The organism is Cytobacillus sp. FSL R7-0696, from assembly GCF_038006865.1.
GTDB lineage: Bacteria > Bacillota > Bacilli > Bacillales > Cytobacillaceae > Cytobacillus > Cytobacillus kochii.
Genome location: NZ_JBBOWA010000001.1, coordinates 3,729,736 through 3,743,353, shown reverse-complemented (window position 1 = coordinate 3,743,353; position 13,618 = coordinate 3,729,736). Strand labels below are relative to the sequence as shown.

Annotated in this window: 9 protein-coding genes; 1 reads left to right on the top strand and 8 read right to left on the bottom strand. The window is 36.1% G+C overall.

The window, feature by feature from the left end; all coding sequences use genetic code 11:
* Positions 1-53: 53 nt before the first annotated feature.
* From MKX29_RS19285 to MKX29_RS19255, 7 genes are all read right to left on the bottom strand, one after another.
* Complete coding sequence (locus MKX29_RS19285) at positions 54-2,231, bottom strand: malate synthase G (protein WP_341107138.1); 2,178 nt, start codon at positions 2,229-2,231, stop codon at positions 54-56.
* Between the two features lie 109 nt (positions 2,232-2,340).
* Positions 2,341-3,798, bottom strand: a complete 1,458-nt coding sequence (locus MKX29_RS19280; RefSeq protein ID WP_251161783.1) for an FAD-linked oxidase C-terminal domain-containing protein — start codon at positions 3,796-3,798, stop codon at positions 2,341-2,343.
* A complete protein-coding gene (locus MKX29_RS19275) occupies positions 3,795-5,135 on the bottom strand; it encodes a (Fe-S)-binding protein (protein ID WP_095373007.1) in 1,341 nt (446 codons plus the stop codon). The genes MKX29_RS19280 and MKX29_RS19275 overlap by 4 nt, the downstream gene beginning before the upstream one ends.
* Complete coding sequence (locus MKX29_RS19270) at positions 5,136-6,455, bottom strand: FAD-binding oxidoreductase (RefSeq protein ID WP_251162017.1); 1,320 nt, start codon at positions 6,453-6,455, stop codon at positions 5,136-5,138.
* A gap of 64 nt (positions 6,456-6,519) precedes the next feature.
* Entirely contained in the window at positions 6,520-7,203 is a 684-nt protein-coding gene (locus MKX29_RS19265; protein ID WP_224938437.1) for a FadR/GntR family transcriptional regulator, read from the bottom strand.
* Positions 7,204-7,591: 388 nt separating this feature from the next.
* Positions 7,592-8,851 (bottom strand): C40 family peptidase, encoded by a 1,260-nt coding sequence (locus tag MKX29_RS19260; protein ID WP_224938438.1) that lies wholly within the window; start codon positions 8,849-8,851, stop codon positions 7,592-7,594.
* 596 nt (positions 8,852-9,447) lie between these two features.
* Entirely contained in the window at positions 9,448-12,543 is a 3,096-nt protein-coding gene (locus MKX29_RS19255; protein ID WP_341107133.1) for a DEAD/DEAH box helicase, read from the bottom strand.
* A 159-nt stretch (positions 12,544-12,702) separates the two neighbouring features.
* Here MKX29_RS19255 and MKX29_RS19250 point away from each other — a divergent pair, with 159 nt between their 5' ends.
* Positions 12,703-13,179 carry a hypothetical protein gene (locus MKX29_RS19250; protein WP_224938440.1) on the top strand — a complete coding sequence of 159 codons (477 nt, stop codon included), beginning with the start codon at positions 12,703-12,705 and terminating at the stop codon, positions 13,177-13,179.
* Between the two features lie 180 nt (positions 13,180-13,359).
* Here MKX29_RS19250 and MKX29_RS19245 read toward each other — a convergent pair whose 3' ends face one another.
* Positions 13,360-13,560, bottom strand: coding sequence for a hypothetical protein (locus tag MKX29_RS19245; protein ID WP_224938441.1), 201 nt, complete (start codon positions 13,558-13,560; stop codon positions 13,360-13,362).
* Positions 13,561-13,618: the final 58 nt, after the last annotated feature.

The following is a 13,618-nucleotide window of genomic DNA, read 5'->3' as shown; positions in this document are numbered from 1 at the left end:
CTATATTTAGAAAGAGTGGCCGCAAACGAACCACTCTTTTATTCATTATTTTTTTACTGTTTTACAGCAAACTTCGCTTTTGCCTCAATTCTACGACGGTGTAAAATTGGCTCGGTATATCCACTTGGTTGTTTAACTCCTTCAAAGACTAGTTCACATGCAGCTTGAAAAGCAACAGATTCCTCAAAGTTCGGTGCCATCGGATAATACAATGGATCATCCGCATTTTGTTCATCCACTACTTTCGCCATTCTTTTTAGAGTAGTCATCACTTGGTCCTCTGATACAATACCATGATGCAACCAATTCGCCATATGTTGGCTCGAAATTCTTAAAGTCGCTCGGTCTTCCATTAAATCAATATTGTTGATATCTGGGACTTTTGAGCAACCTATGCCTTGATCAACCCATCTAACGACATATCCTAATATCCCTTGTGCATTATTATCCAACTCTGCTTGGATTTCTTCCCCAGTCCAATTAGTATCCTTTGCCACTGGTATGGCAAGTATCTCGTCTCTTAAGTCAGTCTTTTTCACTGATAATGATTGCTGTACTTTAGCCACATCTACTTGATGATAATGAAGGGCATGAAGTGTAGCTGCAGTCGGTGAAGGAACCCAAGCTGTATTTGCACCAGCTTTAGGGTGCGCCACCTTTTGTTCGAGCATGGCTGCCATTAAATCAGGCATCGCCCACATACCTTTTCCTATTTGCGCCTTCCCTTTAAAACCGGTAGAAAGCCCTGTTAACACATTAGATGTTTCATAAGCTTGCAGCCATTTTGTTGACTTCATATCATTTTTACGAATCATTGCGCCCATTTCCATTGAGGTATGCATTTCATCTCCGGTACGATCTAAAAATCCTGTATTAATAAATACAACTCTCTCTTTTACTTCTTTAATACAAGATTTTAAGTTTAAAGAAGTTCTTCTTTCTTCATCCATTACACCTATCTTCAATGTATAACGATCGAGTCCCAATAAATCTTCTGTTCGGTTAAAAAGCTCATTGGCAAAAGCCACTTCTTCTGGACCATGCATTTTAGGCTTTACGATATAGATAGAATTCTTTTTACTATTTTGATATTTTCCATTTCCAAGTAATGTATGTTTTGCTGCTAGTGAAGTAATCACACTATCTAAAATTCCTTCTTGAATTTCCTCACCATTTTCTGTTAATATCGCCTCATTTGTCATCAAGTGACCCACATTTCTGACAAACATGAGTGAGCGTCCATTAAGCGAAAAGGTACCTCCATTAGGTGCCAAATATTCACGATCATCATTCATAGCCCTTGTGATCGCTCGGTCACCTTTTTTAAATGTAGAAGTTAGATCTCCTTTCATTAATCCTAACCAATTACGATATACTAGTACTTTATCTTCAGCATCGACTGCTGCAACTGAATCTTCACAATCCATAATCGTTGTAACTGCAGCTTCTAATAAAATATCTTTAATTCCTGCATCATCGGTTTTTCCAATTGGATGTTGACGATCAATTTGAATCTCAAAATGTAGTTGATTGTTTTTCAAAAGAATGGCCGTTGGTTCTGTTTCTGTCCCGCGATAACCGATAAATAATGCTTTATTACGGAGTGATTCTTTTGTCCCGCTATTTAATGTAATGACTAGTTCACTGGCTTCAACAGTATAAGCGATCGCGTCTTTATGACTGCCTTCTTGTAACGGGATCACTTCATCTAAAAAGTTTCTACTAAAAGCAATTACTTTCTCTCCACGAATAGGGTTGTATGCACCTTCGTTCGTTGCCCCATCTTCAGTACTAACCGCATCTGTGCCGTACAAGGCATCATATAGACTGCCCCATCTCGCATTGGCAGCATTAATTGCATAGCGCCCATTATTAATTGGAACAACTAATTGTGGTCCTGCTTGAATGGCAATCTCATCGTCAATATTTTGAGTAGTAATTTCAAAATCATCAGCTTCTGGGAGCAAGTAGCCTATATCTTCTAAAAACTGTTTATACTGTTTCGCATCAAACGTTTTTTGTGTTGTATGCCATTCATTAATCTGTGTTTGTATGTCTTCTCTTTTTTGTAGTAACTGTTTATTCTTCGGAGTTAAATCGGCAATTAACTTTTCAAATCCTTGCCAAAATTGTTCTGAATCTACCTCTGCTCCTGGTAATGCCTCTTTTTCAATAAAATGAAATAATTCCTCCGCGATTTTAAGACTGCCTTTTTCTACATATTGCGTCATGATAATCCTCCTTGTTTGTTATTACAAAACACTGTTTCTATTATTCTAAAAAAAATATACCATGATTGACTGATCGCTTCAACGATTTTTAGATTATTCTTACGATTATTTAACCAATAATTTTCTCTTTTATTTCTTTTTTCACTTCTGCACATCTACTTGGAGACGGAAATAACTTGCCAGCATTCAAAAGATTATCCGTATTAAACACAGATCGAATATCCGTTTGCGCTGCAATTTCCTCATCAGTGAAAACGAACCGCATTTCTTCTCTCTTTTCAATACCTACTCCATGTTCACCTGTAATTGTTCCACCAACATCTGCACACACTTTTAGACAAGCACTACCAGCTGCGAGCGCTTTCTCTGTTTCACCAGGAACTCTCGCGTCAAATAAAACGAGCGGGTGTAAGTTCCCATCCCCAGCATGAAATATGTTGGCAATTCGTAAACCATATTCTTCACTGATCTTATTAATTCTTCGAAGAACTTCAGGTAATTTACTACGTGGGATAACGCCATCTTGAACAAGATAATCAGGTGATATTGCCCCCATTGCGCCAAATCCTGTTTTTCTATTAGCCCACCATGCTGCCCGTTCTTTTTCATCCTTTGCTGCTCTTACCTCTCTAACATTACGATGGCGACAAACCGATAAAATTTGCTCAATTTGTTCATCGATTCCTGCTGCAATACCATCTACTTCGATTAATAAAACAGCTGCTATATCTTTCGGATGACCAACCGGAAAAGCCGCTGCTTCTACTCCTTCAATAGCTGTCTTATCCATCATTTCAAGTGCTGCCGGAACAATACCTGCTGAAATGATATCCGATACTGCTTGACTACCGTCTTCAATATCATCAAAATAGGCTAACACGGTTTGTTTTCCTTCTGGATTTTTTAATATTCTGACGATGATTTTTGTTACAATACCTAATGTACCCTCTGAACCTGTAATAAGGCCTAATAGGTCATAACCAGGTTCATCTAAAACACCGTTTCTACCGATTTCAACTATTTCTCCATTTGGTAGGACTAATTCTAACCCTAAAATGTGGTTTGTTGTCACACCGTATTTTAAACAATGGGCACCTCCAGCATTCTCTGCCACATTCCCACCAATGGTACAGCAATATTGACTCGATGGATCTGGTGCATAGTAATACCCACGTTCAATAATTTGATTTGTGAGTTTCAAATTCACATAACCAGGCTCGACAACTGCTCTCCTATTATCAAGGTCAATGTCAATTAGTCTTTTCATTTTAACCATGCTAATAATGACCTCATTATTAAGGGGAATCGCTCCACCACTCAATCCTGTACCCGCACCTCTCGCTAAAAAAGGTAGGGCATGATCATGACAATACTTGACGATTCGTGCCACTTCTTCGGTTGAATGAGGAAAAACAACCGCTCTTGGTAATGATTTGTGAATCGTAAACCCATCACAATCATAACTGATTAAATCTTCTTTATGATAAAGAATAGCTTGTTTATCATTTAACAATTGAGAGAGTCCATGAATATGTCGATCTTTTGTTTTTAATTTCCATTTCTTCATCCTCTACTCTCCTTTTGGTAAGCCCAATCTAATAGTTGAACAGTATGAACAACCTTTTGACTGCGCCCATGATTTTTCACACCAATGGCCATTTGCAACATACAGCCGGGGTTCCCCATGGAAATCATCTCGACATCATCTGGCACGTTTTCCATTTTACTTGCTAATACAGCTCCCGCCATTTCAGGGTTGGTAATATTATAAATACCTGCACTCCCACAACAACGATCTGCATTCGGCATATGGACCATTTCTACTCCAGGAATATTTAATAACAAATCTCGTGGTTCCTCTCTCACACCTTGACCATGAGCAAGATGGCAGGCATCGTGATAAGTAATTCTTTTATTCAAGGAAGCTTTTGGCTTTTCATAACCAGTATCATAAAGGAACTTCGAGATGTCCTCCACTTTATCTGCTAACGCTTCTGCTTTTTCTCGCCACTCTGGCTCCTCTTTAAATAATTCACCATATTCTTTCATCATACAGCCACATCCCGCTGCATTGACAATTACTGTATCATCGTTCTCAAAGGCAAGAATATTTTGTTTTGCTAGTTTTCTACCCATATCTCGATCACCTGCATGAACATGTAATGCCCCGCAACAGGTTTGATTTTGAGGAATATGAACATCATTACCATTACGTGTTAACACGTTTATAGTAGATTCATTGACATCACTAAACATAACATCCATTACACAACCAGTTAACATCGCCACTTCACGTTTAGTTTCTTGTTTTGCTTTAATTACTGACCCATTACGATGTTTTTTCTTTACTGATGAATGAATCTTTGGCATAACCCCTTCCATATCGACTAAATGTTTAGGCATTATTTGAATGAGCTTCGTTTTTCTAACCAATGTTTGCATTCCACTTTTTTGATAGAACTTCAGCAGTCCACCTAAGGTTTGCAGACGATTTTCATGTGGAAATATCCCATGTAAAAATAACTTGTTTACAGACTTTTTCCATCCTTTTAGAGGAATAGCTTGCCTTACTTGCCCTCGTGCTTCTTCAATTAATCCACCCACATCAACATCAGCCGGACATGCTGTTGTACAGGCTCGACAATCTAAACATGCAAATACAGGATCCATAAACTCTTCATTTACCGTTAATTTCCCTTCTGCCACAGACTTAATTAAATAAACTCTCCCCCTTGGCGAATGCTGTTCCTGACCTGTTTGCTCATAGGTTGGACAAGATTCTAAACACATCCCGCAATGCACACAATCTGCCCATTTCGTTTCATCAGGCGCATCATTCCACAAATAATTGCTCACCCCGTCTTTGCAAGCTGGTTGCTTTGATTTTTGTTGTGAGACTGTCACCTATATCCCCCCTACATAACGTTTACGGTTTAAGATTTTTTTTGGATCGACCTTCGTTTTAATTCCTTCAAGTAAATAATGAGCACCTTTCGTTTCTCCCCATGTATCAAACACCAACCTTTGAGCTAGCGGTAAATGTTTAATGATAAAATAACCACCATTTTCATTTGTTACTTCTCTCATTTTTGTAAGCGTTTCAATCATTTCTCTTTCTTCCCCCTTGATATATAGCTGCATCAAGCCATGACCGACTCCTCCATGCGTATAAATATCAATGTTGGTATTTCTTCTAATCTCCATTACTTTTAGGAGAATGTCTATAACGTTTAGATTGATTGTACCTATTTTAGCAACAGCAAAGAGCTTTTCACCGTTGTTATGTTCAGCCTCCTTATCAATAGGCAGTTGATAAAGTCGGTCCCATAACTGTTTTTCCTCGCTATTTCTTAGAACAATCAGATTCATTTCTTCTTCTATTAAACTTTGAATATACTTTATTTGATATTCCACCGATTTTTCAACATCTTCGAAGCTTATGAGTAAAGATAGTTTATTTATGCCGCTAATTTTATAAGAAACAATTGGATCAAGTAACTCACAACTAATTGGTTCAATACTATTATTTAATAAATTTCTAGTAAAAGAATAAATCGTATTTCTATCTTCACCTTGAAAAGATATGATGCAAGTGGCTGTACTCTTTGCCAATGGACGTAATTTAACTGTGACTTCTGTTATCACTCCAAGTGTCCCCATTGAAGAAATAAACAACTTATTCATGTCATAGCCGGCAACATTTTTTACTACTTTACCACCTGTGCGAATCACCTTACCATCTGGGTATACTACTCTTAAACCGATGACTGCGTCTCTTGCCGATCCATAATTTAGTCTCTTCGGTCCACTATCATTACTTGCTATCACACCACCAATTGTACTTACGTGAGGCATAAAGGGATCTAGTGCTAACTTTTGATTAAAATCCTCTAAATAACGTTGAATATCCTCAAGTTTCGTTCCTGCTTTAACGGTTAAAGTCATATCTCCACTTTGATGTTCAACGATCCCCGTAAACTTTTCCATTGAAATAAGTAAATCAGCTTGATCAATTAATCCCCCGTACCCCCTTTTAGATCCAGCACCTTGGATATTGACTGTGAATTGATGTTTATGAACAAATGCGAAAATTTCACTTAACTCTTCTTCTGAGGTTGGATATACGGTGTATTGTCCACTATTACCATACAAATCAGCTTGAGACATTTCATAGTCTAGTTTATAAGCTGTTAAATACTCCACTATAGAAAGCACCTCATTCATCAATTTCCTTACCTCCTTATTGTTCGCTATTACCAAACACCGTTCCTCAATTAGCGAAAAATTTTTACTCCATAGTAGATGTCTCTTGTAACATGTCTTCGACTGTGGTCAAATGCGCCAGCATTTCTTCTGAAGCTTTTTTGCTATTTCTTTCCTTAATTGCTTGGAAAATGTTCATATGTTGGGTTTCAATGATTGAACCTTTTTCTTTACTGTTCTGTATATATTGATGGAATTTTACTAGCGATTGCTTCAATGGTGCGGATATGAAGTCTATAAATTGCATTAAAACTGTATTACCTCCAATACCAGCAAGCTTTTGGTGAAATAAAAAATCTGATTCCCACCCCTTTTTTTCTGTAAGTATATAATGTAAATCCTCTACATCCTTTTCTGATCTGTGATTGGCAGCTAATTCCGCTAAACCTACCTCGACAATCTTACGTGCTTGAAAGAGTTCTCGTATATCCTTTTCATACAAATTCCAATACTTACTCCCCAGTAATGTATGAACATCAAACGCCTTCACATAAGTACCTTCTCCTTGTTTTACCTCAACTAATCCCTTCCCTTTCAATGCAGTGATTGCATCTCGAATCGCTGATCGCCCGACACCAAAAGATTCACAAAGCATGCGGACTGATGGAAGTTTTTCACCTATTTGATATTGACCATCGAGAATCATTTCCTCTAACTTCTCTTCAATAATATGTGAGACTCTCTTCGTCTCAATCTTTTCAATTGCCAAAATCATCACATCCTGTTATATATCACATATCAGATAAGTTAATTTTATTAAAACACCTAATAAGAATAATTGCAACTATTTTTTGAATTAACTGATAATTTTATAACTACTTATAGAAGATAAGTCAGGTTGACAATTTTACTCGACACCTATTTACATAGAGAATTCGATAGCTGAGGAGAATAAACAGGACGTTTTCAAACGCCACAATCATTTAAGTGCTGGTCTATTATTTGATGGGATAATACAACTTAGTACTAATTTGTTCTCTTTTACCGATTATGATAGGTTTCAAGATCCATGTTTAAGATGAGAACAGAATTGGGTAATAAATAAGCGCCCTATTACATTCGTAACAAGACGCTCTTTCAAAAATTCAAATCATAGATTAGTTGATGCGGTTAACGCGGCCGTTAAATGCTTTTGCCCAATAACCACTTGACATATCAGCAATGGCTACACCTGTGCTGCTCTGTGAACCGATGAATTTACCGCCACCGATATAAATACCAACATGACCATCTGTTTTATAAGTATTAAAGAATACCATATCCCCAGGTTGCATTTGGCTTGCTGGAACTGGTGTACCTTGATTCTTCAATGCATCCGTACTAGCACCTACACTATAGCCACCTTGAGCAAATGCCCAATGTACGAATCCAGAACAATCAAAACGGCCTGCAGCGATATCTGATGCTGAGCGTCCACCGCCAAATACATAAACTGAATTTCCGATGTATTTATTACCTGCTGAAATAACTGCTTGCATACCGCTACCAACAGTTGTAGATGCTGGTGCAGAAGATGCCTTTGCTGAAGACTTAGATTTAGAACTACTATTAGAGTTTGTAGTATTTGCAGTTGAAGTTGATTCATTATTTGTAACACTTGCTTCTACAGGAGCTTGTCTCGCCATGCTGCTCTCAATATCAGCTTGCATTGCTGCTAGATCAACATCTTTAGCTTGTAACTTAGATTTTTTTTCAGCTGCAACTTCTTCTTTTTCTTTTAATTCAGCTTTTAGCTTATCATTTTGTGCTTCCTGTTCTTTTAGTTGCTCGCGCATACCTTCAAGATCAGTCATTTTTTCATTTAGTGTAGTTAACTCTTTATCTACTGTTGCTTTCTTTTCTTCTACTTCTTTTTTATCTTTATCATGTTGAATTAATAATTCTTCGTCTGCATCGACAATTTTAGAAATCGCACCAACACGATCAACAAAATCACTGAAGCTAGTAGAACCTAGAAGGACTTCAATATAGTTAACGTTAGAACCACCACTATTTTGGATAGCCACTGCGCGCTCTTTTAAGATTTCACTTCTCTTGTCAATTCTTTCTTGAATGACTTTAATTTCTTCTTCAAGTTTTTTTACTTTTGCTTTAGCTTCTTCAATTTCTTTTTCTGTTTCTTTAACAATTTTCTCGTTATCGGCTACTGCTTGGTCTACTTTTGCGATTTTCTCTTCTAAACCATTTAATTCTGTTAATACAGCTGCAAGTTCTTTTTCTGCTTTAGAAAGATCAGATTTGACATCAGAGCGTTCTTTTTTAATGTCATCCAGAGATTCTGCGTTCACTGCTGGAAGTGCGAAGGCTCCAAGGCCTAACATAATTGTTGTGTTTAATGCGATAATCTTTTTCTTCACTCATTTTCCCCTGCCTTTTTAACATTTTTCCTTTTTATGTATGTTTTATCTATATTGTCTATTTTTCTATGTTTTTTTTACTATAGTTCACTTTTATATGTCGGTATATTATCTAGTACAAAATGCATTATATCATCCCTTTTTGACATTCAGGTAATAGCAATGTTACAAATATATTACTAATCCGACATATTTCATCATTTTTTTATTACAAACTGAAACTTTTTCCTAAAAACTTGTATTTTTTTGCACCTTTCTCCTAATCTCTTTGGCCTAATAAAGAGGGATGATACTCCATCATCTGTAAAAATCTAGTTATTTCAATTATTTAATCCAGTCTCCATGAAAACATATTCACTTCAACATTTCAATGATTAACTCTTTTAGAACAGACACAGGTTAAATAAATGCGTAAAGGTAGTGAGTTATATTATTTTGAGTGAGCTAGCTAGCGAAAACTATAGAATTCCCATTTAAAATTGGTAGACTTTCTTCTTTTATTCAAAAGAGTGAACCACATTAAATGAATGAACTAGGAATATTACTTGCCTTTATAACACCTAATCAAGAGACCAGAAACAAAAAAAAGAGACCCATTAGTCTCTTATATCTAAAAGATGTAATAGATCCTCTTCCGTAAGAAAGTCTTCTGTTTCCCGGTCAAGGATTGTATGAATTAAATCTTTTTTGCGATACTGCATTTCTTCCATTCTTTCCTCAATCGTACCTTTAGCGATTAATTTCACGACTACAACATCTTTTTTTTGACCGATGCGGTAGGCACGGTCCGCTGCCTGGCTTTCCACCGCTGGATTCCACCATGTGTCATATAAAATAACAGTGTCTGCACCTGTTAAATTCAAACCAGTGCCACCAGCTTTTAATGATAACAGAAAGAGATTCTTTTCCCCGCTATTGAACCGTTCACACATTTCTACTCTTTCCTTTGCTGTTGTATGACCATCTAAATAAAAGAATTCTTTCCCTTGAAAGGAGAGTTCACTACTGATTATTTCAAGCATGCTCGTAAATTGAGAGAAAATGAGCACACGGCGATTCGCCTGTTTGGCTTCTTGTAATAAAGTCAATAATTGATCTAGTTTAGCTGATCGTCCCTGATAGTCTTCTACAAATAATGCCGGGTGACAACATAACTGTCTTAACCTCGTTAGTCCTGCTAAAATTCTAATACGATTTTTCCTTAACGTCCGTTTATCTAAATGCTTTAATGTATCTTCTTTCAATTTGGCTAGATACGCTAAATAAATTTTTTGTTGTTCTTTATATAAATCTATTCTTTCGATTTTTTCTTCCTTAACTGGAAGCTCTTCCAATACCTCTGTTTTCATTCTTCGTAAAACAAAAGGTTGAATTATTCGGGCAATCGCAGCGTTATTTAGTTCACTAAATTGTTGTAAGCCGAGAAATAAATCTGGGAAGATAATATGAAAGACAGACCATAAGTCCTCGATTGCATTTTCGATTGGTGTACCTGTTAGCGCAAACTTATATTGTGATGATAATTGTTTTACAGATTTATGTGTTTCAGTTAATGGGTTTTTAAAACTTTGTGCTTCATCAAAGATAATCGTGTGGAAACGTTCATTTCTCAACCAATGAATGTCTTTCCTTATTAACGTATATGATGTAATAACTACATCTGCTACATGAATATCTTTACGTAATAATTGTCTTTCGCTCTGTTTGCCATCTAAAATCACAACTTTCATATCCGGTACAAACTTCATCCATTCTTGTAACCAATTGTAAAGTACGGCTGAGGGGCATACAATAAGAGCAGGTGACTGCTTATGTCTTATTTCATCTATATAAGAATAGATGAAAGTAATCGCTTGTATTGTTTTCCCAAGCCCCATATCGTCTGCTAAAATTCCACCAAATTGGTTTTCTGCCAGCTTTCTCATCCACTGATAACCTTCCATTTGATAGGGCCTTAATATGGACGAAAAATTCCCTGGTAGAGGGTAGTCTTCTTCGTTAAGATTTTTAAAATCTTGAAGAAAATTTCTTATAGATGCTTCAAAGGCAATCGTATCTTCCTTCGTTTTTGCAATAAGCTGTAAGCCACGAGCAAGTGTCGTTTCACTCCAATTTTCAGCTTGCAGAGGTACTTCGTTCAAAAAAGCCTTAATTTGTTGATAATCTTCTGTTTCTAATGATAATAATGCCCCGTTCTTGAGGCGATAGTATTTTCGTTTATCTTCAATTGCACTTAGAATTTCTTTAATTTCTTGCTCAGGAATTCCTTCAATATCAAATTTAAATTGCAGCCAATTCATTCGATCTTTTTTCATTTTCACTCTAATAACTGGACGCGTTTTACCTTTATCAATCCTCATCTTTATGGCTGTAGTCGTGTATATACGTACAAGCTCTTGTAAATCAGGTAAAATATGCATTAAAAAATGATATTCCAATTCTTCATTTTGAATATAATAACCTTCATCCGTTTTTGTAAAAGAGGCCTGCTCCATTAAAGAGAGGATTTGCTCCTCGTCTTCTTTATTTCTAAAAAGAACCTTTTTAGCTTTTTCTTCATCTAATGGATTAAAACTTAATTTGCCGTAATGAAACTCCAGACTAGCTAATAATTTATGATTTAAGCGATCTAAATAAAGCTTTGCCACTAGGGGGGCTTGCATATATTGTTTTTTAAGCGTATCAGCTATGGTTATGGTCGCAAGCTTCTTTAACCCAGGCACTACTTTATTTAAGAAAAATGAGATTTGTTCATCAGCAATCATCAATTTCTCATCCTTCTGCATCATCTTTAACAATTCAGTTAAACGTCTAAAGTCATGGTTAGGCCAATGATAAAAGCATCCCTCTTTATATACAGCTTGATAATATGGTAAAAGCTGAAAAGAATCATTGTGATTGTAAGATAAAATAGCCATATTTTCTTCTTCGTTATAAGAGAGTTCAAAAATGATGGGTAAAGGTTGATCTGATAATCTCATCGTTTGTAACTGTTTGTTCTCTTCTATAAAGTGACTATTACCTAACCGAATGATGTTCTCCATTACTTTTTCCCAAGTTAATGAAGGAATGAATAACCATTCGTGCTTTCTTTCTGCATTCTCTAATAGTTGCATAATATTGACGATTGGTTCGGCTATATAATGTTTACTAGCATCCAAACGAAGTCCATTACTTTCTTTGTAAACCCTTCCTTGCATAAAAGAACGGAACCAATCATGAGGGGAGGAAATAGGTAGACCTTGATAGATAAATGATAGCGCTAGCCTTGCTTCATTTTTCCATGTCACCGTACGGCATTGTATATGGATTTCTAATTTTTTTCTATACTCAAAATGGGCTTGTTCATTTACTTCCGGAATCTCTTTTGCAAATAAGGAGAATAGTTGATTCGCATCTGAGTCCGCTCTCACTCTGTTCTTTTTTTGACAGGCAATATAAACGGCTGCTAGATGCTGACATTCTTTACGATAAGAAGAGAGTTGAGGGCAATTACACTTTGATTGTATCTCACCATCTGTCCGTTCTACTTCCACATTGAAGTGTTCTCCGCTTTTAACAACTGCATAGATTTTGTTTTCTTCTTCTGTTATAAAGTTGACTTTCCCTGCAGAGAAAAAAGCTTTACCGCGCTTATAAGAAACAGCTCCACATCTTTCAATAATCATCTTGTCAGTGAGGTTCAATTCCACAAATCATGCTCCTTTTTTCAAATGTTCTTCTATTATAACAAACCTATACATAAAGATTGTATAGCAAAAACTTTCTATTAATTGTTGAATTGATGTTTTGAAAGTGTATAAAAGGAAATATGAATAGTAGAAACAGAAAATATAAACGGAGGAGATTAAATGTTTAAGTTTATACTTTCCTTATCCGTCCTAACATTCGTCCTATTTTTGAACTTAACTGCGGTACCAAATGGGGAACCGGTGGCAGCAAAGGATACTACAGTTGAAAATGAGACTACTCAAGAACAAGCAAATATCGTTTCGACATTAAAAGATAAACTACATAGCGACCTGACAGAACAAGACGTAATCGATCAGTTTGGTCAACCCGATCAAAAAATGAAGGATGATATGTATGGCTTACCCTCTTTTCGCTATGATTTTAAACATGATGAACATTATTCATTAGATGCTGATTATCAGCTCGTCGATATGGATGCGTTAAAAAATAAACAATTAGAGGCCATTATATACTTTGATTTTGATGATGAGAAAAATATTAGAAGTGCAGCACTCTATTATGTAAACGATGAGCAGAAAATTGAAGAATACCGTATATTTGCTGATGGTACAGAAAAAAAGATGGAGATTGAATAATAGAGATAAACTGATAAAGAAAATAGATAAAAAGAAAAAGTCAGTCCCGTTAACACTCATTTACGGAACTGACTTTTTCTATCCCTTGGTAATCATATATATTTATTAAGTGATTGCCTTTAATTGAATTCTCAGCATCACACTCGTAAGGTAGTTCGAACATAGAGCGAACCCTTCCAATCATTCTTCTTTATTCAATTCGGCTGCTTTCCTTTGAATAGTAATAATTAGCTTTACTAATATAACCGTACCTGCGATATTAGCGATTAAACTTGAAAGCAATAATAGAATCGCTACGATTGGCGAAACATCTAGTTTAAAGGAAAAATACAGTAAAACAATACCTATAAATATAAGAAGAAAGCCAGGATATTTTTTCACCACAACACCGCCTATCGAAACCATAATTTAATCCAATCCTATTTTTATCTGTTACTGT